28 protein-coding genes are annotated in these 24,409 nt (G+C 47.0%); 23 read left to right on the plus strand and 5 right to left on the minus strand.

Features of this window, described 5'->3' with window-relative positions:
- Positions 1-50: 50 nt before the first annotated feature.
- Entirely contained in the window at positions 51-635 is a 585-nt protein-coding gene (gene lhaT / locus M1E06_RS09625; protein ID WP_026579388.1) for a lipoprotein heptaprenylglyceryl N-acetyltransferase LhaT, read from the plus strand.
- A 74-nt stretch (positions 636-709) separates the two neighbouring features.
- Positions 710-1,510, plus strand: a complete 801-nt coding sequence (ypjB, locus tag M1E06_RS09630) for a sporulation protein YpjB (RefSeq protein ID WP_035338516.1) — start codon at positions 710-712, stop codon at positions 1,508-1,510.
- Positions 1,511-1,554: 44 nt separating this feature from the next.
- Here ypjB and M1E06_RS09635 read toward each other — a convergent pair whose 3' ends face one another.
- On the minus strand, positions 1,555-2,427 hold the full coding sequence (locus M1E06_RS09635) for a YitT family protein (RefSeq protein ID WP_023857433.1): 873 nt from the start codon (positions 2,425-2,427) through the stop codon (positions 1,555-1,557).
- A gap of 137 nt (positions 2,428-2,564) precedes the next feature.
- On the opposite strand from M1E06_RS09635, the gene M1E06_RS09640 reads away from it, so the two are divergent.
- The 18 genes from M1E06_RS09640 (at position 2,565) to M1E06_RS09725 (ending at position 18,815) form a co-directional block, all read left to right on the plus strand.
- Positions 2,565-2,903: a nucleotide pyrophosphohydrolase gene (locus tag M1E06_RS09640; protein ID WP_023857432.1), complete on the plus strand. Its 339-nt coding sequence runs from the start codon at positions 2,565-2,567 to the stop codon at positions 2,901-2,903.
- A gap of 12 nt (positions 2,904-2,915) precedes the next feature.
- The gene (dapB, locus tag M1E06_RS09645; protein WP_035338517.1) at positions 2,916-3,719 is read left to right on the plus strand and encodes a 4-hydroxy-tetrahydrodipicolinate reductase; all 804 of its coding nucleotides are present in this window, start codon (positions 2,916-2,918) and stop codon (positions 3,717-3,719) included.
- Positions 3,720-3,738: 19 nt separating this feature from the next.
- A complete protein-coding gene (gene mgsA, locus M1E06_RS09650; RefSeq protein ID WP_020451936.1) occupies positions 3,739-4,152 on the plus strand; it encodes a methylglyoxal synthase in 414 nt (137 codons plus the stop codon).
- Complete coding sequence (gene bshB1, locus M1E06_RS09655) at positions 4,145-4,846, plus strand: bacillithiol biosynthesis deacetylase BshB1 (RefSeq protein WP_020451935.1); 702 nt, start codon at positions 4,145-4,147, stop codon at positions 4,844-4,846. The genes mgsA and bshB1 overlap by 8 nt, the downstream gene beginning before the upstream one ends.
- Positions 4,846-6,027 (plus strand): N-acetyl-alpha-D-glucosaminyl L-malate synthase BshA, encoded by a 1,182-nt coding sequence (gene bshA / locus M1E06_RS09660; protein WP_025811230.1) that lies wholly within the window; start codon positions 4,846-4,848, stop codon positions 6,025-6,027. Before bshB1 ends, bshA begins: the two co-directional genes overlap by 1 nt.
- Complete coding sequence (locus tag M1E06_RS09665; protein ID WP_216904411.1) at positions 5,987-7,180, plus strand: CCA tRNA nucleotidyltransferase; 1,194 nt, start codon at positions 5,987-5,989, stop codon at positions 7,178-7,180. Before bshA ends, M1E06_RS09665 begins: the two co-directional genes overlap by 41 nt.
- Complete coding sequence (locus tag M1E06_RS09670; protein WP_035338526.1) at positions 7,165-8,148, plus strand: bifunctional biotin--[acetyl-CoA-carboxylase] synthetase/biotin operon repressor; 984 nt, start codon at positions 7,165-7,167, stop codon at positions 8,146-8,148. The genes M1E06_RS09665 and M1E06_RS09670 overlap by 16 nt, the downstream gene beginning before the upstream one ends.
- Before the next feature lie 248 nt (positions 8,149-8,396).
- On the plus strand, positions 8,397-9,230 hold the full coding sequence (gene panB, locus M1E06_RS09675; RefSeq protein ID WP_020451930.1) for a 3-methyl-2-oxobutanoate hydroxymethyltransferase: 834 nt from the start codon (positions 8,397-8,399) through the stop codon (positions 9,228-9,230).
- Between the two features lie 2 nt (positions 9,231-9,232).
- Positions 9,233-10,099 (plus strand): pantoate--beta-alanine ligase, encoded by an 867-nt coding sequence (gene panC, locus M1E06_RS09680; protein ID WP_026579393.1) that lies wholly within the window; start codon positions 9,233-9,235, stop codon positions 10,097-10,099.
- A complete protein-coding gene (gene panD / locus M1E06_RS09685) occupies positions 10,099-10,482 on the plus strand; it encodes an aspartate 1-decarboxylase (protein ID WP_003182918.1) in 384 nt (127 codons plus the stop codon). The genes panC and panD overlap by 1 nt, the downstream gene beginning before the upstream one ends.
- A gap of 123 nt (positions 10,483-10,605) precedes the next feature.
- Complete coding sequence (gene dinG / locus M1E06_RS09690) at positions 10,606-13,398, plus strand: ATP-dependent DNA helicase DinG (RefSeq protein WP_035338528.1); 2,793 nt, start codon at positions 10,606-10,608, stop codon at positions 13,396-13,398.
- A gap of 152 nt (positions 13,399-13,550) precedes the next feature.
- On the plus strand, positions 13,551-13,721 hold the full coding sequence (locus M1E06_RS09695) for a YpmA family protein (protein ID WP_003182913.1): 171 nt from the start codon (positions 13,551-13,553) through the stop codon (positions 13,719-13,721).
- A gap of 9 nt (positions 13,722-13,730) precedes the next feature.
- Complete coding sequence (tseB, locus tag M1E06_RS09700) at positions 13,731-14,216, plus strand: cell wall elongation/penicillin-binding protein regulator TseB (RefSeq protein WP_020451926.1); 486 nt, start codon at positions 13,731-13,733, stop codon at positions 14,214-14,216.
- A gap of 21 nt (positions 14,217-14,237) precedes the next feature.
- Positions 14,238-15,422, plus strand: coding sequence for a pyridoxal phosphate-dependent aminotransferase (locus M1E06_RS09705; protein ID WP_023857423.1), 1,185 nt, complete (start codon positions 14,238-14,240; stop codon positions 15,420-15,422).
- A gap of 148 nt (positions 15,423-15,570) precedes the next feature.
- Positions 15,571-16,863: an asparagine--tRNA ligase gene (gene asnS / locus M1E06_RS09710; RefSeq protein WP_026579395.1), complete on the plus strand. Its 1,293-nt coding sequence runs from the start codon at positions 15,571-15,573 to the stop codon at positions 16,861-16,863.
- 74 nt (positions 16,864-16,937) lie between these two features.
- Entirely contained in the window at positions 16,938-17,636 is a 699-nt protein-coding gene (locus M1E06_RS09715; protein ID WP_023857421.1) for a DnaD domain-containing protein, read from the plus strand.
- 16 nt (positions 17,637-17,652) lie between these two features.
- Complete coding sequence (gene nth, locus M1E06_RS09720) at positions 17,653-18,315, plus strand: endonuclease III (RefSeq protein ID WP_023857420.1); 663 nt, start codon at positions 17,653-17,655, stop codon at positions 18,313-18,315.
- Positions 18,312-18,815: a YpoC family protein gene (locus tag M1E06_RS09725; RefSeq protein ID WP_035338530.1), complete on the plus strand. Its 504-nt coding sequence runs from the start codon at positions 18,312-18,314 to the stop codon at positions 18,813-18,815. The genes nth and M1E06_RS09725 overlap by 4 nt, the downstream gene beginning before the upstream one ends.
- Before the next feature lie 20 nt (positions 18,816-18,835).
- Here the strand turns inward: M1E06_RS09725 and M1E06_RS09730 are convergent, their stop codons facing one another.
- Positions 18,836-21,505 (minus strand): penicillin-binding protein 1A, encoded by a 2,670-nt coding sequence (locus tag M1E06_RS09730; RefSeq protein WP_035338532.1) that lies wholly within the window; start codon positions 21,503-21,505, stop codon positions 18,836-18,838.
- 57 nt (positions 21,506-21,562) lie between these two features.
- Positions 21,563-22,159, minus strand: a complete 597-nt coding sequence (gene recU / locus M1E06_RS09735; RefSeq protein WP_003182896.1) for a Holliday junction resolvase RecU — start codon at positions 22,157-22,159, stop codon at positions 21,563-21,565.
- A 52-nt stretch (positions 22,160-22,211) separates the two neighbouring features.
- Here recU and M1E06_RS09740 point away from each other — a divergent pair, with 52 nt between their 5' ends.
- Positions 22,212-23,171 (plus strand): DUF2515 domain-containing protein, encoded by a 960-nt coding sequence (locus M1E06_RS09740; protein ID WP_035338534.1) that lies wholly within the window; start codon positions 22,212-22,214, stop codon positions 23,169-23,171.
- Positions 23,172-23,202: 31 nt separating this feature from the next.
- On the opposite strand, the gene sspM is transcribed toward M1E06_RS09740, so the two are convergent.
- The gene (gene sspM, locus M1E06_RS09745; RefSeq protein ID WP_009328007.1) at positions 23,203-23,307 is read right to left on the minus strand and encodes an acid-soluble spore protein SspM; all 105 of its coding nucleotides are present in this window, start codon (positions 23,305-23,307) and stop codon (positions 23,203-23,205) included.
- 198 nt (positions 23,308-23,505) lie between these two features.
- On the opposite strand from sspM, the gene M1E06_RS09750 reads away from it, so the two are divergent.
- Both M1E06_RS09750 and M1E06_RS09755 read left to right on the plus strand, forming a co-directional pair.
- Positions 23,506-23,733, plus strand: coding sequence for a YppD family protein (locus M1E06_RS09750; RefSeq protein WP_035338535.1), 228 nt, complete (start codon positions 23,506-23,508; stop codon positions 23,731-23,733).
- Positions 23,734-23,790: 57 nt separating this feature from the next.
- Positions 23,791-24,162 carry a YppE family protein gene (locus tag M1E06_RS09755; protein WP_023857415.1) on the plus strand — a complete coding sequence of 124 codons (372 nt, stop codon included), beginning with the start codon at positions 23,791-23,793 and terminating at the stop codon, positions 24,160-24,162.
- A 23-nt stretch (positions 24,163-24,185) separates the two neighbouring features.
- On the opposite strand, the gene M1E06_RS09760 is transcribed toward M1E06_RS09755, so the two are convergent.
- Entirely contained in the window at positions 24,186-24,386 is a 201-nt protein-coding gene (locus M1E06_RS09760) for a YppF family protein (protein WP_011198064.1), read from the minus strand.
- Between the last annotated feature and the right edge of the window lie 23 nt (positions 24,387-24,409).

The following is a 24,409-nucleotide window of genomic DNA, read 5'->3' on the forward strand; positions in this document are numbered from 1 at the left end:
CTGACTCGGCGGTGGCTTTTTTTATTTAAAGAGACTGTGAGTTGATTGCTTTGAAACTGATTTCCTACATGCTCGCTCAAAAGCCGCTGCTTCTGCTGCTTTTGATCATTAATTTCTTCGGTACGGTTTACGGGTATTACTGGTACCTTCCGCAACTGACGAATACGCCTGCGAAATTTCTGATTTTCGTTCCCGACAGCCCGACGGCGACATTGTTTTTTTTATTTGTTCTCATCGGACTTTTATTGGGAAGGAATGCTCCTCTCTTTGAGGCGCTTGCGCTTGTTACGCTCGTCAAATACGGGCTGTGGGCGGTTGTGATGAATATTCTTGTGCTTGCGGTGTCCGGAAGCCTCCATTGGACGGGCTATATGCTGATCGCGTCGCATTTCGCAATGGCTGTGCAAGGCGTGCTGTACGCCCCTCATTACCGGTTTAAAGGGTGGCATTTGGCGCTTGCGGCTGTTTGGACGCTGCATAATGATGTCATTGATTACTTGTTTGGCATGATGCCGAATTATTCAATGCTCGATCAATATATGCCGCAGATCGGCTATTTTACATTTTGGCTCAGTATCGCTTCGATCGCTTTGGCCTATTACTTGGTTTTGTCCCGGAAAGCTTTTAAGCTGTAACACGGATTCACAATCTAGGTCTAACCTTGTCCCTCTCTTCATACGCTTTAATAGAAGGAGTGGGAGGGACCGTAATGATACGAAAGGTGATCCTTTGCATGATGCTTGCGCTTGTTTTTCCTGCGGCCGGTTTAAAAGCGAAAGAATCATTGGCTTTGCAGGAATTGACGGAACTGTCAGATACGGTATTCCAGCTAACAAGGCAGTCTCAATATGAGGAAGCGGTACAAATTCTTCAATACTTTGAAAAACGGCTGAAAGCAGCGGAGAATGGGGAAACAGAGGGTATTATGACAGGCTCGGAAATCCGCCAGGTCAGTCTGGCCTACCATGATACGCTGAAAAGGCTGGAAAGCGAAGATGTCGCACAGCAGGAAAAATTTAAAGCCGCTGCCCAGTTTAGAATGCTGATGGACGCCATAGAATCTGACCATGATCCGCTGTGGAGCAGTTTGAAAAAGCCGATCATGGATTCTTTCAGCGCTTTGAAGGCCGGGATTCAGAAAGAAGACAACCTGACATTCAGGGAAAAGTGGAATCATTTTTTATCCTTGTATGATACGATTTATCCAAGCTTAACGATTGATGTTTCGCCAAAGCAGTTAAAAAGCGTCTCCAACCATATTGCGGTCGTGGAAAACGGGGGCTTTCAGCAAATGACGGAAAGCAGCAAGCTGGAAAGGCTGACGCTTTTGGAAAAAGATTTGGAAGATGTGTTTGATCAAGTAGAAGAAGATGATGCAGACCCTTCACTATTATGGGTCATCCTGACGACAGGAAGCATTATCCTCTCGACGCTGACATATGTCGGTTTCAGAAAGTATAAAGCTGAAGAGGACAGGCGCAGAAAAAGAGAAAAAGATTGGCCGAAATAAGAAGCTCCGCTGATCGCGAGCTTCTTTTTTTTGCTGACCTTCAATCAGCGTGTGATGGGATTTTTGTTCTCATCAAGCGTAAACCCTTCTCCCAGAACGTCGTGTACGTCGCTTACGGCTACAAAAGCGTGCGGGTCGACAGAGGTAATCACGTTTTTCAGCTGGAAAACCTCATTTTTCGGAACGACGCAGTAGAGAACGTCCCGCTCTGTTTTCGTATATGACCCCTGACCTTTTAAAACCGTGACGCCTCTTTCCATTTCTTCAATGATTTTGCGCTGGATCTGGTCGTTTTTTTCAGAGATGATGGTGGCGCCTTTTGCAGCATAACCGCCTTCCTGCATAAAATCGATGACCTTTGAGGCGACAAATACGGCAACAAGCGTGTACATCGCTTCCTTATAGGAGAGGTAAAAAATAAGGGATAATGTAATGACGCAGGCGTCAAACACAAACATGGCTTTGCCCATCGGCACTTGAAAATATTTGTTGATCAGCCGCACAATAATATCGACGCCGCCCGTCGTTCCGCCATATCTGAAAATAATGCCCAATCCGGTACCGATAAAAACGCCTGCAAAAAGAGCCGCGAGCGCAAGATCGTTTTGTAGCGGCATATGAATCTGGAAGCGCTGAAAAATCCATAAAAACACCGACAGACTGACTGTGCCGAGAATGGTATATGAGAAGACCGTTCTGCCGAGGAGTTTCCAGCCGATGAAGAAGACCGGGATGTTCAGCACCAGATTGGATATGGAAGGATCGATGTTAAACAGGAAATAAAGCAGCAGGGTAATGCCGGTAAAACCGCCTTCCGACAAGTTGTTCTGCATATTAAAATGAACGAGTCCAAAGGAAAAAACAGCGGCGCCTGCTAAAATAAACAGGACGTTCTTCATTCTGATGTCTCCGAACATAAAAAAACTCCTTTCCTTCCATAAGCTGGCGTTAATATTATAGTGTATCCGTTTTAAAACAGCAAACCCGTCTTAAACATTTGTCAAACTTGTTTGAATTCGCTAACATGTAAGAGATGACAGGAGGTTTTGTCAGCATGACGAAAGAAAAAACGATGAAAGATATACAGCGTGAGGTTGACGAATATATCGGCCAGTTTAAAGAAGGCTATTTCAGTCCGCTTGCCATGATGGCCAGGCTGACGGAAGAGCTTGGCGAACTGGCGAGGGAAATCAACCATCATTACGGTGAAAAACCGAAGAAAAAAACCGAATCAGAAAAAAAGATCGATGAAGAAATCGGCGACGTATTGTTCGTTTTAGTTTGTCTTGCGAATTCGCTTCATATATCATTGGATGAAGCGCATGATATGGTCATGGAGAAGTTCAACACCCGTGACAAAGACCGCTGGACAAGAAAAGAAGAAGGAAAGTAGAGGAGAATCAAGATGCAAAAGGAGACCATTAAAATCGCAATAGCAGGACCGCGCGGAAGAATGGGAAGCGAAGCGGTCAAACTTGTTGAAGATACCGCACATTTTGAGCTTGTCGGTGCAATCGACCGTACATATAACCGTGAAAAGCTGTCAGACGTGATGATATCAAGTTCAGATGCCGTCATTTACACCGATATTACCGATTGCTTTTCAGAAACGGCTCCGGACGTTCTGATTGATTTGACAACGCCGGAAATCGGCAAGCTACATACAAAAATCGCGCTGGAGCACGGCGTCCGTCCTGTTGTGGGAACGACAGGATTTTCTGAGAGTGACTTGAACGAGCTTATGGAACTGACCGACGAGAAGGGGATCGGAGCCATCATCGCGCCAAACTTCGCGCTCGGAGCCGTGTTGATGATGAAGTTTTCGCAAATGGCTGCCAACTATTTTACCGATGTCGAAATCATTGAACAGCACCATGATCAAAAGCTTGACGCACCAAGCGGAACGGCCTTGAAAACGGCGGAAATGATTTCGGCTGTTCGCGAAGCGAAAATGCAGGGGCATCCGGATGAAAAAGAAATTCTGCCGGGAGCAAGAGGAGCCGATCAAAACGGAATCCGTCTCCACAGCGTTCGTCTGCCGGGATTGATCGCCCATCAGGAAGTGATGTTCGGCGGAGACGGCCAAACCTTGAAAATCCGTCATGATTCATACAACCGCGCATCTTTTATGTCTGGTGTGAAACTGGCTGTTGAACAAGTGATGAAAATCGATCAGCTTGTCTACGGCCTTGAAAATATCATAGAGTAACAAGAAGGGGGAAATCGCTTTGAAAATCGCCTTAATTGCCCATGACCGAAAAAAACAGGACATGATTCAGCTGACGACCGCTTATAAAGATATTTTAAAAAAGCACGAGCTGTTTGCGACAGGGACGACCGGTTTAAAAATCACCGAAGCGACAGGGCTGCCCGTCGTGCGTTTTCAATCGGGACCGCTAGGCGGAGACCAGCAGATCGGTGCTTTAATCGCGAAAAATGACATCGACCTTGTGATTTTTCTGAGAGACCCGCTGACGGCCCAGCCGCACGAACCTGATGTGTCAGCTCTTATCCGCTTGTCTGATGTTTATGCCATTCCGCTCGCCACCAATATGGGAACGGCGGAAATCTTGATCCGATCTGTCGAGGAAGGCGCGTTTGAATTCAGAAACATTGTCCACGGCGGGGATCGAGATGCTTGATATACTGGCTTTCGGCGCGCACAGCGATGATGTAGAAATCGGCATGGGAGGAACCATTGCCAAATATACTAAAAAAGGCTTTCAAATTGGCATCTGCGATTTAACCCAGGCTGAACTGTCTTCAAACGGAACAGTCGAAACGAGAAAAAGCGAAGCGGCGCAGGCGGCCGACATTCTCGGCGCCAGCGCGCGGATTTCCCTCACGCTGCCGGACAGGGGGCTGTTTCCCAGCCAGGAGGCGATCAGGGAAGCGGTTGCCGTCATTCGAAAACATAAGCCGAAGCTTGTCTTTGTCCCTTATCCGAAGGACCGGCATCCCGATCACGGGCACGCAGCGGAAATCGTCGAAGAAGCGGTCTTTTCCGCTGGAATACATAAATACGAAGATGCAGAAAAACAGCCGGCCCATAAAGTCCAAAACGTGTACTACTATATGATCAACGGTTTTCACAAACCCGAATTTGTCATCGACATTTCCGAAACGATCAATCAAAAAAAGGAAAGCCTTGCTGCTTATCAGAGCCAGTTCACCCGTTCCCGGCAGTCGGTTGAAACACCGTTGACGAACGGATATATTGAAACGGTCGAAGCAAGGGAAAAGCTTTTGGGAAAAGAGGTCGGCGTCGCATACGCGGAAGGGTTTTTTTCAAAGCGGACTCTTCTGTTAAACAACGATTTATTTGGGGGCGGATGATGAAACAGTTAAAAATCGGAATCACATGTTATCCGAGTGTCGGAGGATCAGGAATTATCGCTACCGAGCTCGGCAAGCTCCTTGCGGAAAAAGGACATGAAATTCATTTTATTACATCAAGTGTTCCGTACAGGCTCAATAAAGTGTATTCCAACATCTATTTTCACGAAGTCGAAGTCAATCAATATGCCGTGTTTAAGCACCCGCCGTATGATTTGGCTTTGGCCAGCAAAATGGCGGAGGTGGCGAAGCGGGAACAGCTTGATGTTCTGCATGCCCACTACGCGGTGCCTCACGCGATTTCCGCTTTTTTAGCGAAGCAAATGCTGAACGGAAACATTAAAACGGTCACAACGCTGCACGGCACAGATATAACCGTTCTCGGCTATGATCCGTCTTTAAAAGATCTGATCAAGTTTGCGATCGAGTCGTCTGACCGCGTAACAGCGGTTTCTTCAGCTCTTGCCGCGCAAACGTACGATTTGATCAAACCGAACAAAAAAATCGAAACGATCTATAATTTTGTGGATGAGCGCGTGTATTTAAAAAAGCAGGAGCATCATTCGCTGAAAGAGCAGTACGGCATCGCCCCTGATGAAAAAGTGATCATCCACGTATCCAATTTCAGACAGGTGAAGCGCGTGCAGGACGTCATCCATGTCTTCAGCCGCATTGTCAAACGAATGAAGTCGAAGCTGATTCTCGTCGGCGACGGGCCGGAGATGACCGTGATCTGCCAGCTTGTCAGACAGCTCGGACTAAAAGATGATGTTCTTTTCCTGGGCAAACAGGACAGCGTAGAAGAGCTTTACGCCATCAGCGATTTAAAGCTGCTTTTGTCCGAGAAGGAAAGCTTCGGTTTAGTGCTGCTGGAGGCGATGGCCTGCGGCGTTCCGTGCATCGGCACCAATATCGGAGGGATTCCCGAGGTGATCAAAAACGGTAAATCCGGTTACTTGGTCGATGTAGGAGATATTGAAGGCGCAGCTCGTAAAGCGCTCCATTTGCTGACTGATGAAAGCCTGCAGCGCCAGTTTGCGGAAGCGGCGCTAGAAAGCATCAAGGAGCGCTTTTCTTCCAGTAAAATCATCGCGCAATATGAAGAAATTTATCAACAATTAACAGACGGGGAGTGTGACAATGGAGGATCTCTTTTTGAAGGCTCTTCCTCTCCTTCGTGAGCTGAAAAAACACGGCCGGCAGGCCTACTTTGTAGGCGGATCTGTCAGGGATGCCCAAATGAACCGGGATATCGGTGATATTGACATCGCTACAGATGCATCCCCGGAAGAAATTGAAGCCATTTTTCCGAAAACCGTTGATGTCGGAAAGGAACACGGAACCATCATCGTCCTCTTTGAGGGAGAATCCTATGAGGTGACGACCTTTCGTGCAGAGCTTGAGTACGAGGATTACAGAAGGCCGAGCGGCGTTCAGTTTATCAAATCGCTGAAAGAAGACCTGAAGAGGCGGGACTTGACGATTAATGCTATGGCGATGGATGAACAGGGGAGACTGATCGACTATTTCGGCGGACTCCGCGACATCCGGGAAAAATTGATTCAAACGGTCGGCGACCCGGCGGAGCGTTTTCACGAAGATGCGCTACGCATGCTGCGGGCGCTCCGTTTTATGAGTCAGCTCGAGTTTGAGCTTTCTCCAAATACAAAAAAAGCGATTTGCGAAAACCGTCTGCTCTTGGCTCATATTTCTACAGAGCGGAAAACGGTTGAATTCGAAAAGCTTTTAAAAGGAAAAGCGGCGGACAGGGCTTTGGAAGCGGCGGCTGAAACAGGGCTTTACAAGGAGCTTCCGGGGCTGGACGGCAAAAAGGAGCGCGTTCTGGCTGCCCGTGCTTTTCCTTTTTACCAACTTCAAAAAAGAGCGGATATATGGGCGGCTTTCATTCACATGATATCACTCGATTCCGCTGAGGCTCACCGGTTTTTAAAAGGGTGGAAGCTTCCGGGGAAAGTCATAAAACAGGCGCTCCTGACGGCTGAACGAATCGATCAAAAATGGGATGCCGTCTCGATGTATGAGGCGGGGGAAGAGACGCTGCTGTCCGCTTCCGCCATCCGCAGCTTAAGGGACAAGCAGGCAATCGATGAAAAGCAGCTGGCTGAAATCAGACAGTCGTACCGCGCGCTTCCGATTAAAAGCCTGAAAGACCTGGCGGTGTCTGGAAGCGATTTGTTGAATTTCAGAAAGAAGCCGGCCGGGAAATGGGTGTCCGATGATTTGAAACGGATTGAGCGGGCCGTGTTAAGCGGGGAGCTTGCCAATCAAAAAAAAGCCATAGAGGAGTGGCTGGATTCATGCAGTCAAATTTAAGAAAGAAACTCATTCAATTGTTTACAGAGGCCGACGGCGAATTCATTTCAGGCCAGAAAATCAGCGAAGAGCTCGGATGCTCAAGGACCGCCGTTTGGAAGCATATCGAAGATCTGAGAAAATCGGGATATGAACTTGAAGCGGTCCGAAAGCTCGGCTATAAAATGATAAAAAAACCTGACAAAATCACCGAAGATGAAATCAGGCTCGGGTTAAAAACGAAAAAAATGGGACAGACCATCCATTTTCACGATGTCGTCTCATCAACTCAAAAAATCGCCCATGAGCTAGCAAACAACGGTGCGCCGGAAGGAATGATCATCGTTGCCGACAAGCAGACTGAAGGAAGGGGAAGAATGGCGAGAACATGGCATTCCCCAGAAGGAAACGGCATTTGGATGAGCATCATTTTAAGACCTGAAATGCCCGTGCAAAAAACGCCGCAGCTGACGCTTTTAGCCGCAGTCGCGATCGTTCAGGCAGTCGAAGAGCAAACCGGCATCGCAGCTGAAATCAAATGGCCGAACGATATTTTGATCAACCGCAAAAAAGTCGTCGGGATCTTAACCGAACTGCAGGCGGAAGCCGATCAGGTCCATTCTGTCATCGTCGGAATGGGGATCAACGTCAATCAGCTTGCTGGCGACTTTCCGGAAGAATTAAAAGAAACAGCGACAAGCCTTCGTCTCGCAAGCGGTGAAAAAATCGACAGAGCCGCTTTGATTCAAACGATAATGGCGACATTTGAAAAAAGGTATGAAGACTATCTCGCCTACGGTTTCGAGCCGATCAAGCTTTTATGGGAGAGCTACGCTTTGAGCCTGAACCGTGAATTGACGGCCAGGACGCTGAACGGAACGTTTCACGGCAAAGCGCTGGGAATAGACGAAGAAGGCGTCTTGATCCTGGAAACGAGTGACGGCATCAAAAAAATATACTCCGCCGATATCGATATAAATCCGTCATAGTTGGAAGGATCCATGCGTTTTTGGTATACTTCGGATGGGCAGTATCCTGTAGGAACTGCACCTGGAAAACATGCAACTGATAAAAAACAGTCTGCCTTGATCCAAAAAGGACTGGGACAGAGGGATGATTCTTGCCGAACACGGACGATTCGAAATCCTTCTTCTTGCCGGAAGGTTTTTTTGCTGTCCGAAAAGATGCTCATGCAAGCACGGCAGCTCATCTCCTCTGAAAAAGAGGAGGAGAAAACATGAAGACAAAGATTGATTTTCTAAAAATGAAACAAGAGGGAGAGCCGATCGTCATGCTGACGGCCTACGATTACCCGGCGGCAAAGCTTGCCGAACAGGCCGGCGTCGATATGATTCTTGTCGGCGATTCGCTCGGCATGGTTGTGCTCGGCCTTGATTCGACCGTATCTGTGACGGTCGCTGATATGATCCACCATACAAAAGCCGTAAAACGCGGGGCAAAAGATACGTTTGTGGTGACGGATATGCCGTTTATGTCTTATCACTGCTCTTTGGAAAGCGCTCTGAATAATGCCGCGGCGATCGTTCAGGAAAGCGGAGCCGATGCTTTGAAGCTTGAAGGCGGCGACGGTGTATTTGAGACGATCACGGCTTTAACACGCGGCGGAATACCTGTTGTCAGCCACTTAGGCTTGACTCCTCAATCCGTCGGTGTCTTGGGAGGCTATAAAGTTCAGGGGAAAGATGAAGAAAGCGCCCGCAAGCTGATTGAAGACAGCAGGCGCTGTGAAGAAGCAGGCGCAATTGCGCTCGTTCTCGAATGCGTCCCGGCAGCGCTCGCTGAACAGATTTCAAAGGAGCTCACGATTCCTGTCATCGGCATTGGAGCAGGCCCTGGTACAGACGGACAAGTTCTCGTTTACCACGATGTTGTCGGACACGGAGTGAGCCGGACGCCTAAATTTGTAAAACAGTATGTGCAAATCGATCAGCCGCTTGAACAAGCGCTTCGAGGATATGTTGAGGATGTCAGAAGCCGCGTGTTTCCTGAAGATGCTCATTCATTCCGTATCGATCAGCAAGTTCTTGAAGGATTATACGGAGGGAAATAAGCATGATTCAGATCCATACAGCAAAAGATATACAAAATGCAACGAAAAATTATCGCAAAGAAGGCAAAACGATCGGTTTTGTGCCGACAATGGGCTTCCTTCATGAAGGCCATATGTCGCTTGTGGAAAAAGCGCGAAAAGACAATGATATTGTCGTGATGAGCATTTTTGTCAATCCTATGCAGTTCGGTCCGGGTGAAGACTATGAAGCGTACCCGAGAGATATCGAAAGGGACCGGCAGCTTGCGGCTGACGGAGGAGTGGACATCTTGTTCACTCCTGAGCCTGAAGAAATGTACGGTCAGGAGCCGACGGTTACCGCAAGCGTGAAAAAGCGGACGGACGTCCTTTGCGGCCGTTCAAGGGAAGGTCATTTCGACGGTGTCGCAACAGTGCTCACAAAGCTGTTCAATCTCACCTTTCCGACAAGGGTTTATTTTGGCATGAAAGATGCGCAGCAGGTTGCCGTTGTCGACGGGCTGATCAACGACTTTTTCATGGATATTGAGCTGATCCCGGTTGAAACAAAACGGGAAGAAGACGGGCTTGCCAAAAGCTCAAGAAATGTCAACCTGCGAGCAGAAGAACGGCAGGAAGCACCCGCTCTCTATCAAGCCCTTCAGCGCGGCGCCGAGCTGATCCGTGATGGAGAGAGGGATGCGGAAGCTGTTAAGCGAGAGGTTCGGAGCATTCTTGAAAAAACGAGCGGTGTCATCGATTATGCGGATATTTATTCATATCCCGATCTGGAGATCAGGGAGCCATTGACTGGAAAAGTCATCATAGCGGTTGCCGTTCAGTTTTCCAAAGCCCGCTTAATTGATAATATCATCGTCGATATCCCGGCAGATCAAAAGGAGGATTTATGATGTACCGTACGTTAATGAGCGCAAAACTTCACAGAGCGAGAGTGACGGAAGCCAATTTGAACTACGTCGGCAGCGTGACAATTGATGAAGATTTGCTGGATGCCGTCGGAATGATGGCAAATGAAAAAGTGCAAATTGTGAATAATAATAACGGGGCCCGGCTGGAAACGTACATCATTCCCGGTGAAAGGGGGAGCGGCGTCGTTTGTTTAAACGGAGCTGCCGCCCGCCTTGTTCAAGTGGGAGATGTCGTCATCATCGTTTCTTATGCCATGATGTCTGAAGAGGAAGCAAAGACCCATAAGCCGAAGGTTGCCGTTTTGAACGAGAGAAACGAAATCGAGGAAATGCTGGGTCAGGAGCCCGCCCGTACCATTCTGTAGCCCCCTTGCCTTTAGGGGGCTTTCATATCGTTTAGAAAGAGTAGAAGGCGAAGCTTTTTCCCCGCATCTTTCTAAAACGTGTTACACTTTTGTCGAAGGTATCGAAATTGAGGTGTCCATTGAATGAACAATCAACGATATGTGGTCATTGATGTGGAAACGACAGGGAATTCGCCGAAAAAAGGCGACAGAATCATTCAAATTGCAGCGGTTGTGATTGAAAATGGACAAATGACCGAACGTTTCTCCAAATATGTGAATCCCAATCAGCCGATTCCCGCTTTTATCGAGCAGCTGACGGGAATTTCGAATGAAATGGTTGAAAATGAAGAGCCATTTTCGGCGATTGCCGAAGATATTTTTGAGCTGCTTCAAGACAGCTGTTTTATCGCTCATAACATTCATTTTGATCTTGCTTTTGTAAAGTATGAGCTGCAGCAGGCCGGTTTTGGCGAGCTTGAATGCAGCGTTCTCGATACGGTGGAGCTTTCGAGAATCGTTTTTCCGGGTTTTGACGGCTATAAATTGACTGAGCTGAGCGAAGAGCTTCAGATTCGCCATGAAAACCCGCACAGGGCTGACAGCGATGCGGAAGTGACCGCTTTGATCTTTTTACATATGATGGACAGACTGAAAAGGCTGCCGATTCCGGTTTTGAAATCAATCAGACGTTTATCCTGGCATTTGATCAGTGACGCGCAGGAGCTTTTTGACGGCTTGATCGCTGAAAAAGGCGCCGATGCCGAACTTGATGCCGGCTTTATGAAGGTTGGTTCCTTTGTGATCAGGACCCCTGAAGACGAGGATGAAGAGGCCGGTCATAAGAGCCGGGTCCCGCAGACAGAGCCGCTTATTTGGGAAAAAGACGGCGGACTTTCTTCATTGGACGACCGGTTTGACAAGAGAGAAGGACAGACGAAAATGATGCGGGAGGTCTGGACCGCTTTTCAAAATCATGAGCATGCTCTGATCGAAGCTGCCACTGGAATCGGAAAAACGCTCGGATATCTCGTGCCGGCTGCAATCCGCGCCAAGCAAACAGGCAAGCCGGTCGTGATCAGCACATATACGACATTGCTTCAGCAACAGATGATCAACCGTGATATCCCGCTTTTGGAAAAGATTTTTCCTTTCCCGGTCAAAGCCGCGGTTTTAAAGGGCCGCTCTCATTATTTATCCATTCGCAAGTTCAAGCATATTTTACAGGAAGATGATGACAATTATGATAGAGTCCTTGCAAAAGCGCAAATTCTCGTCTGGCTGACAGATACAGAAACGGGCGATTTATCGGAAATTAATCTTCCGTCAGGCGGAAAGCTTCTGTGGGACAGACTGGCATATGATTCGCATTCATATGCAGAAAACAGCACCCTAAGGAAACTGTGTTTTTATGAGAGAGCCAAAGCGCGGGCGCAGAAGGCTGATATGATCATTACCAATCATGCGCTTCTGTTGACTGACGAAGCCAATCAGCGAATTCATACCGGTGATGCCGATACGTTTGTTATTGATGAAGCCCATCACTTTGAACGCGCAGCGGGCGAGCAGTATGGGGCAAGAGCAGACTATGTCTTTCTCCATAAAAGGTTGATGCGGCTCGGCACCCTCAAACAAAGGGGGATTTTAAAAAAAGCCGAACGCCTCTACCGGTCAGCAGGCATTTCACCAGAATCTTTTTTCCAAATGGACGAATGGCTCGCTCAGCTTCTTGAAGAAAGCGATCTGTTCTTTACGGCTGTTCATTCTTTTGTCAAGCGGAGGAAACCAAGAAACGATCTCAACCGTCTCTTATATAAGATCGGCGAAATCGGTGAAAGCAGGGCATGGAACAGGCTTGAAGAAAGCGCGAGAAGACTGTGTTCCTTGCTGTATGACATGCACCGGCTGTTTTCGGATCAAAAGAAAAGCCTCGCTGAAAAACAGGCTTCCTTCACCAGCCGCCAGGTGTTTTTGTTAGAGGAATACGATTCATGCATGGACGACCTTGAAGAATATCGAAAGACGCTCGCCCGCTTGATGTTTGACCCTGTCGAAGATGAGGTCGTCTGGATTGAAATTGACGCGAAGGGCGCAAAAAACGCCGCGGCCATTTACGCTCAGCCGCTTGATACAAGCGAAGTTCTGGCCGACCGGTTTTTCACCGAGAAAAAAAGCGTTGTGCTCACATCGGGGACGCTTGTCGTCGAGAACTCATTTGGCTATATGATCAAAAAGCTCGGTTTAAGCGATTTCTATCCGAGGACCTTGCAAATCGAGGCGCCTTTTTCTTATGATAAGCATATGAACATCATGATTCCGACAGATGTCAGCCCGATTCAAAACGATCCTGAAGACTATATTCGAGATGTCACGCGTTTCGTCAAGGCGCTTGCAAAACAGAAAAACGCCAAAGTGCTCGTCCTGTTTACGTCTCATGATATGCTGCGAGATGTCTACCATGCAATAAAACAAGAGGAAGATTTTCCTTGTCAGCTCCTCGCACAGGGGATTTCCGGCGGAAGCCCCGTCAAGGTTATGAAATTGTTTAGATCGTATCCCCATGCGGTTCTTCTCGGAACGAACCATTTTTGGGAGGGCGTTGACTTTCCGGGTGACGAGCTGACGACGCTGGTCATCGCAAGGCTGCCGTTCAGGCCGCCAGACCACCCCGTTGAATCAGCCAAGTGTGACCGGGCAAAGAGAAGGGGAGAAAGCCCGTTTCAAGCGGTATCTCTGCCGGAAGCTGTCCTGGCATTCAGGCAGGGCATCGGCAGACTGCTTCGCTCGGAGAAAGACAGCGGAACGGTCGTGATTCTCGACCGCCGCATCCGAACCTCTTCCTACGGTACGGTGTTTATGAAGGCTCTGCCCCCTGCAAAAGTCATGGAGCCTACATTCCTTGAGCTTGAAGCGTACATAGCCGGGAAAAACGGCTAAAAGCCGCATAAAGCGGCTCTTAAATGGTGTGGATTAAGGTTTTATTTTTTAGGCTGTTTATTTAAACGGTTATCCCGTTGTAACAACTAGTATGGCTTTAGGCACAGAGAGTATGAATTACAATTATTGTTTCGTTCGGAGGTATTTGAAAAATGGAAAACAAAATCGAAATTTTATCTACCGTAAGCGTCGAGCATTCAGAAGACCTGTATAAAATCGTCGACCTTTTGAACCGCACGCTCAAACGCGATGATCTCATGTTCGGCCTCGCTCTCGATGAAGAAGATCAAAAACAGGCCATTTTTACGATTTATCGTACTTAGGAGCAGAAAATGGGCAAAAAAACATTAATTTTCATACTGATATTTGGTATTATCTTTTTAACAGCACTTCTTGCGGGAGCGAATGTCTACCGTACGGCTATGGATCAGAAAGAAAGCGGCCACGAGCAGGCTGCCGAAACAGCCAAGCAGGAAGCAGGCTTAAAACAAGTTGACAGCGTGGAGACGTTTGTCGGCAAAGAAAAGCAGTACATTGTCACAGGGACGGACAAAAAAGGCGGCAAAATGTATGTTTGGGTGCCTGCTGACAAAAAGCAGAAAACGATTTACAAAAAAGCGGCAGACGGCATTACCGGCCGCCAGGCTTCAAAAGCGGTTCAGGATGAAGGCCTTGTGTCTGAGCTTAAAGAGGTGCACCTTGCAAGGGAAGGCAATGTTCTATTGTGGGAAGTTACATACTTAAATAAAGATGGGCAGTACAGTTTAAGCTATGTGGACTTTATAAACGGAAAAATTCACAAAAATATTACGCCTTAGACGAAACAGGGGGAAATCGAGTTGAATCTAGCTAAAAGAGTATCAGCGTTAACACCATCTGCAACACTGGCAATCACTGCAAAAGCAAAAGATTTAAAAGCGGCAGGGCACGACGTCATCGGTCTTGGGGCGGGTGAACCGGATTTTAATACGCCTGAGCACATCATTGAGGCGGCTGTCCGTTCGATGAATGAAGGACATACCAAATACACGCCTTCCGGAGGTCTTGCGGCGCTGAAAGACAGCATCCGCGAAAAATTCAAGCGCGATCAGGGAATCGAGTACCGCCAATCTGAAGTTATCGTGTGCACAGGTGCAAAGCATGCTCTTTACACCCTATTTCAAGTGCTCCTCGACGAAGGGGACGAAGTGATTATTCCGACTCCGTACTGGGTCAGCTATCCTGAACAAGTCAAGCTTGCAGGCGGCAAACCGGTATTTGTGGAAGGCCTTGAGGAAAACAGCTTCAAAATTTCTCCGGAGCAGCTTGAAAAAGCCGTCACGGAAAAAACGAAGGCTGTGATCATCAATTCCCCAAGCAATCCGACAGGCATGATGTATACGGAAGAAGAGCTGAAAGCGCTCGGTGAAGTATGCCTTCGCCGCAACATTCTAATCGTATCTGATGAAATATATGAAAAGCTGATTTACGGCGGAAAAAAACATGTATCCATCGCACAGCTTTCTCCAGAACTTAAAAATCAAACCGTAATCATCAACGGGGTTTCCAAGTCACACAGCATGACCGGCTGGAGAATCGGGTATGCGGCAGGCAGCGAACCGATCATTAAAGCGATGACGAACCTTGCCAGCCACAGCACGTCAAATCCGACATCTGTCGCACAATACGGAGCCATTGCCGCTTACAATGGACCAAACGAGCCTGTTGAAGAGATGAGAAAAGCTTTTGAAGACCGGCTGAACAAGGTGTATGAACTGCTTGTTGACATTCCGGGATTGACATGCCTGAAGCCTGAAGGGGCCTTCTACTTGTTCCCGAATGCAAAAAAAGCGGCAGAATCGTGCGGCTTTTCAAGCGTTGATGAATTCGCCGAAGCGCTTTTGGAAGAAGAAAAAGTTGCGATCGTTCCCGGTTCAGGGTTCGGCGCACCGGACAACATCCGTCTGTCGTATGCGACATCCCTGTCACTTTTGGAAGAAGCGGTCGCACGGATTCGCCGCTTTGTCGTGAATCGCAGCCGCTAGAAGCAGAAAGCGTCCGCAGCTGGACGCTTTTTGCATGCACGCAAGCTGCATTGACCTGATCCAATCAAAAAAGGTATAATATACGTTATGGACGTCAGAAAGAATGAGGGCTTGACCGAATTCTTTCGTGTTTTGGAGGGAAACGATAGTGAAAACAACAATAAACCAAGTGTACAAGCATGTTGGTGAAGAAGTAACAATCGGCGCTTGGATCGCCAACAAACGCTCAAGCGGCAAAATTGCGTTTTTGCAGCTTAGAGACGGGACAGGCTTTATCCAAGGAGTCGTCGTCAAAGCGGAAGTGGACGAAGAAACATTTCAAGCTGCTAAATCTGTCACACAGGAAACATCTTTATATGTAAAAGGCGTCGTCAAAAAAGACGAGCGTTCGCCACTCGGCTACGAGCTTGCAGTCACATCGCTTGAAGTCATCCATGAAGCGACAGATTATCCGATTACGCCAAAAGAACACGGAACAGAATTTTTGATGGATCACAGACATTTGTGGCTCCGATCAAAACGGCAGCATGCAACGATGAAAATCCGCAATGAAATCATTCGCGCTACATACGAATTTTTCAATAAGGAAGGCTTTGTTAAAGTCGATCCTCCGATTTTGACGGGAAGCGCACCTGAAGGAACGACAGAGCTTTTTGCGACAAAGTATTTTGACGAAGATGCCTACCTTTCGCAAAGCGGCCAGCTTTACATGGAAGCAGCTGCAATGGCTTTAGGAAAAGTCTTTTCATTCGGGCCGACTTTCAGAGCTGAGAAATCAAAAACGAAGCGCCATCTGATTGAATTCTGGATGATCGAACCGGAAATGGCGTTTGTCGAATTCAATGAAAACCTTGAAGTTCAAGAGAACTATGTCTCTTTCATCATTCAAAGCGTGCTTGAAAACTGCAAAATTGAACTGAATACGCTCGGCAGAGACACTTCCAAACTGGAGCTTATCAAAGCGCCTTTTCCAAGAATCACGTATGATGAAGCGATTCAGTTCTTAAAAGAGAAAGGCTTTGACGATATTGAATGGGGCGATGACTTCGGCGCTCCTCACGAAACGGCGATTGCCGAAAGCTATGACAAACCGGTATTTATTACACACTATCCGACATCATTAAAGCCGTTTTATATGCAGCCTGCACCTGACAGGGACGATGTCGTACTGTGCGCTGACTTGATTGCGCCTGAAGGCTACGGTGAGATTATCGGCGGATCTGAACGGATCCATGATCTTGAGCTTCTCGAAGCGCGCCTGAAAGAGCATGGTTTAGAATCGGATGCTTATCAATGGTATGCAGAGCTGAGAAAATACGGCTCAGTTCCGCATTCAGGATTCGGACTCGGACTCGAACGGACGGTTGCCTGGATCTGCGGTTCTCCGCACGTCCGCGAAACGATTCCGTTCCCAAGACTATTAAATCGCTTATATCCTTAAGAAAAAAGTCTCCTGATTGCAGGAGACTTTTTCACAGTCATCCATGATATACTGGAAGGTAAGAGGTGTATCGAATGAAAAAACAGCACTTTATTAAGATGCAGGAGATGGGATCTGTCACCATTCCGAATCTGCTTTTTTTGAACTATCGGGAGCTTGGCTTAAATGAGACAGAATTCATGCTGCTCTTAAACATTAAAATGCATGTTGAAAGAGGTTCATTTTTTCCGACGCCGGAGGAATTAAGCAAGACGATGTCGATTGAAACCGAACAATGTATGAACATGCTGAGAATGTTCATTCAAAAAGGCTTCATCTATATAGAAGAATGCGAAGACCAGAACGGCATTAAGTTTGAAAAGTATTCGCTCGAACCTCTCTGGGGCAAGCTGTTTGAGCATCTTGAAATGGACGAGCAGAAGAAACTCGCTGAACAGAATGAAGGCGAAGAGAAGAGCCTTTATACGATCTTTGAAGAGGAATTTGCGCGGCCGCTGTCTCCGCTTGAATGCGAGACGCTCAGCATCTGGCTTGACCAGGATCATCACGATGCACAGCTGATCAAACAAGCTCTCAAAGAAGCCGTCATATCAGGAAAACTCAATTTCCGCTACATTGACCGGATTTTGTTTGAGTGGAAGAAAAACGGCATTTCAACAGTCGAACAAGCCGCAAACTACAGCCAAAGATTCAGGCGGAAGACCGCACCGCGGCAGAGTGAGCAAAAGGAGTATACAAGACAGGTTCCTTTTTACAATTGGCTTGAACAATAAAGTGAAAGGTGAAGACATGCTGACAAAAAAACAGATCGAGTTTTGTTTAGAAACAATCGGTGAAATGTTTCCGGATGCTGAATGCGAATTAGTCCATGACAATCCGTTTGAACTTGTCATCGCCGTCGCTTTATCGGCCCAATGCACAGATGCGCTTGTCAATAAAGTGACGAAAACGCTTTTCAAAAAATATAAAAAGCCTGAAGATTATCTTGCTGTTCCGCTTGAAGAGCTGCAGCAGGACATCAAATCGATCGGCTTATACCGGAATAAAGCAAAAAATATTCAAAAGCTCTGCAAAATGCTGCTGGAAGAATACGGCGGTGAAGTGCCGAAAGACCGGGATGAGCTGGTGAAACTTCCGGGCGTCGGGAGAAAAACCGCCAATGTCGTCGTTTCCGTTGCATTCGGTGTTCCAGCCATTGCCGTCGACACCCACGTGGAAAGGGTCTCAAAAAGGCTCGGCATTTGCAGATGGAAGGATTCGGTCACGGAAGTCGAAAAGACGCTGATGAAAAAAGTGCCTGAATCAGAGTGGTCCGTTACTCATCACCGCCTGATCTTTTTCGGACGCTATCACTGCAAGGCGCAAAGGCCGAAATGTGAAGAATGCCCGTTGTTTTCTCTGTGCAGGGAAGGGCAAAAACGATATAAAAAAGGGCTGGTGAAGCTGCCGTGACAAGCGTTTCTCTGTTGGACGAATACGAAAAAACGCTGCGTAAGAGAAGACCGGAATCCGGCGAAAGGCTTGACGTTCTTTCGGAAAATCCGCTCTGCTGCGATTTTTTTCAGGACATAGAAGAGGACAAGCCGTGGGAGCATGCGGAAGAATGGGTTCCGCTTCTGTTTGCGGCTTGGGAGCGTACAAAAGAAAAGGTTCTGCCCGTCTTTAAAACGAGAAAGTCAAGGTGCAGCCAGGATGATATGCTGAACGGGGTGTGCTGCTTGATCGCAAGCCTTCACTGGACGATGGGGGAGCCTGTCACAAGTCTCAACTGGGAGGCTATCACCCGTAAGGATTTTGGAGCCAAGCCGATGAACTGGACGGAACGCCTTGAGTTTATCCTCCAGAAACCAACGCAGTATCATTGTTTTATTCAGCTTGACGAATTGTTTACGGAAATGAAAAAGCAATTTTATAAATATGTTGCCATCAATCATAAAAAAGCCACTCACTAAACTGTGAGTGGCTTTTTAGATTAATGGGTGCCGGTTGATTGACCATTGGAATTTGTTTGTTGATCATCTGTGTTGCTGTCTTGATCCGGGTTTTTGTTTTTGTCTTTATTCTGATCTTTGTTTTGATCATCGGCGTCATCATCTTTTCTGCCGTCTGTATTTCCCGGATTTTGATTGTTTTGATCTGGATTGCCTGAATTTTGATCATCCGGCTGATTAGAGTTGCCGTTATTTTGTTTGTCTTTGTCCTGATCATCATCAGCATCCTGCTTCTTCTCGTCATCCTCGTCTTTCTTTTCATCGTCCGCTTTTGACTCATCATCTTCAGCCGCGTTGACTTTAAGCGTCACAGAAGCAGGGTCGCTTTCGCCATCTTCAGTAACGGCCGTGACTTGGAATTTGTAGACGGATCCTTCTTTTGCATTCGGTATGACGGCTTCTTTCGCACTGCTGCTTTGAATTTCGCTGTATCCACCACCGTCAACAGATTGTTTGACTTTAAAGGATACATCACCGTCTCCGGAATATGACCATGAAAGCTTGATGCTCTTTGATGCTTCATCATATTCTGCGCTCAAACCTGTCGGCTTGTCGGCATCTTCTTTTTCCTCATATTTTTTCGAAACAGTCGTCGGCTGTGTGCCTTTTACAAAGTACTCAGTGACTTTTTTATCGCTAGGCGTGTTGCTGCTGGCAAGCACCGGCGGGTTCGAGCCTTTTAGAACTGTCGCTTCAACGACGCTGTCAGGCTTTTCAAATGAGCCGCTGCCGTTGTCCACCTTGGCAATCAGTTTTTTGAACAGAAGTTTGGCGACTTGCTGTTCGTTTGCGCTCAGCGAATTAAAGCCTTCTTTACCGGTCCAGACCGCTGCCGTATATTGCGGCGTATAGCCGACGAACCATGAATCCCTCGCTCCATTTCGACTTATGCCGTGTTTTCTAATGTCGTCCTCGGTAAAGTTCGTCGTACCCGTTTTACCTGCTACAGTAACGCCATTGACTTGGGCGGCTGTTCCTGTTCCTCGCTGAACAGCGCTTTTCAGCATATCCGTTATCATAAATGCGGTATAATCGCTCATGGCTGCCTTTGATTCAGGCGTCAAATCAAGCTTTGTGCCGTCATTGAATTCCACCGCTGTAACAGTATGAGGCTCATTGTAGTAGCCGTTGTTGCCGAATGCGCTGTACGCTCCGGCCATTTGCAGAGGCGACACACCGTTTCCGAAGCCGCCGATTGCGTACGATTCGTGCAACTCATCCTTATCAATCGAAAGGCCAAGGCCTTTTGCAAAATTTAACACGTTATCTTTTCCGGCTGCCTGGAACGCTTTTAAAGCTGGAACGTTCCGAGAATCGACAAGTGCCTCTCTCATCGATATCCAGCCTCTGTGTCTTCTGTCATAGTTGTTAATCGGATCACCGGTTGAATACGTGTATGCTTCATCGTTAATCTGTTCATACGTCGACCATTTCTTGTTCTCAATGACTGGGCCGTAGTCAAGGATTGGCTTAATCGTTGAACCAGGTTGACGTTTCGTATCTACTGCATAGTTAAATTCGCCTGCTTTCCGGTCGCGTCCGCCGCCGAGTGCGCGGATTTCTCCGGTCTTCGTATCAAGCAAGGTGAGGCCGGCCTGCATTTTTTCGGTATACTGGATCGAATCGCCGTCCATCAGCTCATCCACATAATCCTGTGCATCTGTATCAATCGTCGTGTAAATCTTCAGTCCGTCCGTTCCCGGAGTGACGTTCGCTTTTTCTTTCACTTCGGCGACGGCCTGCTCGATAAACGCGCTGTATTTGTTGGACGTTGTTTTTGCGTACTCCTTCGGAGAGACAAGGCCTTTTGTGACGGCTACTTTTTTCGCTTTGTTGTACTCTGCGTCAGAGATAAAGCCGTGTTTATTCATCAGACTCAGTACGACATTGCGCCGTTTCTCGGCTTTTTCCGGATGTTTAATCGGGTTGTAGTTATTCGGGCTTTGCGGCATGCCGGCAAGCGTTGCGGCCTGCTCGACCGTTAAGTCGTTTAGATCTGTCACCCCGTAGAATTGCTCAGCCGCTTTTCCGACACCATAGGCCTGCGGCGAGAAGTAAATCCGGTTTAAATACATTTCCAGAATTTCGTCTTTTGAATATTTTCTTTCGAGCTGGAACGACAGCCAGACTTCCTGGACTTTCCGTTTCAGCGTTTTTTCATGTGACAGAAGAGAGTTTTTGACGACCTGCTGTGTGATCGTACTTCCGCCTTCAGAACCGAATCCGCCTTCGAAGTTTGCCAGAAGCGCTCCTCCGATCCGGATCGGGTCGACGCCGTGGTGGTCATAGAAACGCGCGTCTTCCGTTGCAAGAAATGCGTTTTTGACGGAATCAGGGATGTCTTTAATCGACACGTACGTCCGCTTTTCTGAACCAATTTCGGCGATTTCTTTTCCGTTTTTGTCATAGACGGTGGAAGAGTACGGTGTTTTCAGTTTTGCGTCATCAAGGGACGGCGAGTCCGCTACCATCACCGCAAAAGTGACGCCCCCGGCAATCAAGCCGATAACACCAATGATTAAAATGGATAAAAGAATTTTCTTAAACAATCCTGCTTTTTTCTTTTTCTTGGGTTTAGAATGAGTATTAGACCTGCTATTGCCCTGCTGGGCTTTTCGCCGTTCCTGGCGGCTGTTAAATTGATCTGACATAACATCTCAACCTTTCGTAGTTAAACCTTTCCGCTCACATGACTTTAAAATCATAATTTATGATGGCGAAAAATACAACTGATCAATAATCTTAATATAATCAATTCTTGGCGAGTATCCAAGTGAAATAGGGTGAGCGGCTTCCTGAAGCTCGTCTTTTCGGATTGATTTTCTGCCGTTTTGCTTTTTCCGCTCCCAGAAATAAAATAATTTTTCTGCTTCCAAAAAATAAATTTCTTCAAAAGCGGATATGATAACAAAACAAATGCCGTCTTGCGCCACAACCTGCTTCATATGCTCGATCTGATGATCGTGGAAATTCTGAAGCGGGAAAGAGGTCCGGCTCTTCGTTTCTTTCGCTTCAAAATCGATGTAGCGGCCTTTATAAACCCCATTATAATCAGTAGTTGACGACTGCTTGAAATATGCTTCCTTGATCACCGCAGCGCTTCGCTTCGGATAATCGACCTGAACAATCTGTACAGGAGTCGGTTTTTTATGGATGACCGCAATCGAATGAGATTGATAATACATATTCGTTTCATTCAGGTCATCTTCGAGGGTCATGCCGCGATTGGAATACGACGGCTTCTTTTGCAAGGATGAGGCAGCTGTTTTCGGCTGATACGATTTGCCGTTCGGGTAACGAATCACTTTCTTCATCCTCCTTTTACAAAAATCTGGATACTAACGGAAGTGGCTGATCTTGCACAACACTTTTTCCGCGGCGGAGCTGACGAGCCGCATTCAAGAGCTGACCGCAAAACTGAACAAGGACAATATCTCACGGACAAATGCCTACAAACGCTACTTTGACCGCCATCCTGAAATCAAGTGGTCGCTTTTGGCTTCATTTGTTTCCAGGAATGCCGGCTGGTCGATGACCGATTTAAAAGGGCGTTTATTCGAGCTCGGACTTACGGCTTTTCAGCAGAACTGGCTGTTTTTAACGTATGAAAGAGCGAACTGGCTGATTTTTTCGGACGCCTATCCGCAGCTCCTGTTATACCATTGGTCCAAGCAGCTTGGCCAGCCGCTGTTTCATTTGCTCTCCTCATTTGGTGTGTCTTCATTTATGAAAACGGAGTGGGAGCGGTTCTGGCATGAGCGCGATCAAAAGCGGCTCATGTACGCTCTCATTATAAATGAACAAAACACTATCCAAACTCCTATTATACAAAATCCTTTGTTTAAAAAGAATGTTTTTCAGACGATTCCTTTTCAGCTATGTGAATGGTTTCACTTCAACACAGTCATTTTTCCGACGGTAGAAGGCGTTTTTTACGGCGTGTCTGTCAAACGCTTCACTAGTTTAAAGGAAAGGATCAAGCTCGGCAAGCAATTAAGCGAGCTGCTGTTTTCGCCTGAGCTTTTCCCCGGTTTTTTTCACTTTACATCATGTGTTCCGCATACCGGGTCGCGCTTTGATATGGAACGCTGGGCAGGGGTTAAAATCAGAACCTCGCCATTTTTGAGAACGTGTTATCCCGTTGTTGCCCATTCATTAGACGGATTAAAATCCGATTGGTTTCGCGGAGGAAAGAGAGAGGCGATGTTCAAAGATGAAAAACTGCCGAAAACGATCGAAATCACCGATTGGTATTTTCAAAAAAGAAGGCAGCTGCAGGCATTGTTTTCACTGGAGCATTGGCTGAATAAGAGGTAAAACAGAAAAAAGCAAGGGTTCTCCTTGCTTTTTAAGTGGACGGGCGATTAGGTCCGCCTAATTTCTTATCCAGTGTGTCTGTTTGTTTAGCATCAGGTTTTGTTTTCGCAGGTGATTTCTTTTTGTTGTTTTCCACAGCGGGCACCTCCTTACCTTTTTAGATTTTGCAAAAAAGCGCTGATCATACCATTTTTCGCAAGATCACTTGTCGAAAGCGGGCGTTTGGCTGGAAAATGAGTTTCTTTGGCGGTTTGCTTCTAGTTTTGTCAGCTGCGGAGGAGAGGGGGCGCATAGGGGAGAATGCATAGAAGGCGATCAAAAAGGAGGGAAGCAAATGAACGGATTTGCAAGCAAAGACTCGGTCCTTCAAATGCTTTTGGAAACGGAATCAGACATGTCGTCTGCTGAGAAAGCTTTGACAGAAGCCGTACGCCGGGCGGAGCATGAAAAGCGGGCTGGCTGGAACGAACGGCTCGATCTGATTGAAAAAGAACTGGCAGAGCTCTCAGCTTGTTTAAACAGCACGTTAATGGGAGTGGAGCCAAGAGGAGAGACGGCATAAGCCGGATTCGTTGTAACGGTCGTCTTCCTTTGGTACGATAAACCCGAGGTGAAAAAATTGGATACACAATCTCTTCTTGTACAGACACGGGAATTAATCCGCCTCGTAAAAGAAGCGGAAGAACGATACAGTAAGGGAAAAGAGGAAGGGACGGAATACGATTTTTTCGAGGTTGTCAAACCTTCTGTCGAGAGATTCGAACAAACAGTGAAAAGCTGGCTGGCGGAAAGCCTGCCTTATATCAAGGCGAAACGGCCAAAATACATTTATGAAGAGCAGCTCAGCTCGGTTGAGGAAAATGCAAATGAAATTTTCATGCAGTCCTACTTCTGCAAAATCCATAAAAAACGCTTTAAAGATCTGACGGAGTCCGTCCTCTATACGCTGAAAAACGTAGAAGACGATATATTAAAAGAAGACCGGGATTAGAACCCGGTCTTCTTTTTGTTTGTTTAGCTGGCGTCCGTATTCATATCATAAGCAGGGTGCTGTGCGCCATTCGCTTCAAGAACTTTCATACTTGTGCGAAATTCGTTTAATGTCAGATGTCCCTGGATATACAAAAACTTGGCAAAATCCATCAGTTTGTTCATGCAGTCTGTCTCATACTGTTTCATCTCGGCAAAACAATTTCTTAAGTATGATACGTTCATATGGTGCATCCCCTCTCCTTTAT

It is taken from the genome of Bacillus sp. AK124 (assembly GCF_053903085.1).

Excerpts from the sequence above, each read along its gene's own strand:
- M1E06_RS09750 (WP_035338535.1), top strand. The coding sequence starts at position 23,506 with ATGAACGGATTTGCAAGCAAAGACTCGGTCCTTCAAATGCTTTTGGAA.
- tseB (WP_020451926.1), top strand. The coding sequence starts at position 13,731 with ATGGGCAAAAAAACATTAATTTTCATACTGATATTTGGTATTATCTTT.
- bshB1 (WP_020451935.1), top strand. The coding sequence starts at position 4,145 with ATGCTTGATATACTGGCTTTCGGCGCGCACAGCGATGATGTAGAAATC.
- dinG (WP_035338528.1), top strand. The coding sequence starts at position 10,606 with ATGAACAATCAACGATATGTGGTCATTGATGTGGAAACGACAGGGAAT.
- M1E06_RS09730 (WP_035338532.1), bottom strand. The coding sequence starts at position 21,505 with ATGTCAGATCAATTTAACAGCCGCCAGGAACGGCGAAAAGCCCAGCAG.
- bshA (WP_025811230.1), top strand. The coding sequence starts at position 4,846 with ATGAAACAGTTAAAAATCGGAATCACATGTTATCCGAGTGTCGGAGGA.
- M1E06_RS09635 (WP_023857433.1), bottom strand. The coding sequence starts at position 2,427 with ATGTTCGGAGACATCAGAATGAAGAACGTCCTGTTTATTTTAGCAGGC.
- ypjB (WP_035338516.1), top strand. The coding sequence starts at position 710 with ATGATACGAAAGGTGATCCTTTGCATGATGCTTGCGCTTGTTTTTCCT.
- M1E06_RS09640 (WP_023857432.1), top strand. The coding sequence starts at position 2,565 with ATGACGAAAGAAAAAACGATGAAAGATATACAGCGTGAGGTTGACGAA.
- panC (WP_026579393.1), top strand. The coding sequence starts at position 9,233 with ATGATTCAGATCCATACAGCAAAAGATATACAAAATGCAACGAAAAAT.
- panB (WP_020451930.1), top strand. The coding sequence starts at position 8,397 with ATGAAGACAAAGATTGATTTTCTAAAAATGAAACAAGAGGGAGAGCCG.
- M1E06_RS09665 (WP_216904411.1), top strand. The coding sequence starts at position 5,987 with ATGGAGGATCTCTTTTTGAAGGCTCTTCCTCTCCTTCGTGAGCTGAAA.
- dapB (WP_035338517.1), top strand. The coding sequence starts at position 2,916 with ATGCAAAAGGAGACCATTAAAATCGCAATAGCAGGACCGCGCGGAAGA.
- M1E06_RS09695 (WP_003182913.1), top strand. The coding sequence starts at position 13,551 with ATGGAAAACAAAATCGAAATTTTATCTACCGTAAGCGTCGAGCATTCA.
- M1E06_RS09715 (WP_023857421.1), top strand. The coding sequence starts at position 16,938 with ATGAAAAAACAGCACTTTATTAAGATGCAGGAGATGGGATCTGTCACC.
- M1E06_RS09670 (WP_035338526.1), top strand. The coding sequence starts at position 7,165 with ATGCAGTCAAATTTAAGAAAGAAACTCATTCAATTGTTTACAGAGGCC.
- M1E06_RS09760 (WP_011198064.1), bottom strand. The coding sequence starts at position 24,386 with ATGAACGTATCATACTTAAGAAATTGTTTTGCCGAGATGAAACAGTAT.
- nth (WP_023857420.1), top strand. The coding sequence starts at position 17,653 with ATGCTGACAAAAAAACAGATCGAGTTTTGTTTAGAAACAATCGGTGAA.
- panD (WP_003182918.1), top strand. The coding sequence starts at position 10,099 with ATGTACCGTACGTTAATGAGCGCAAAACTTCACAGAGCGAGAGTGACG.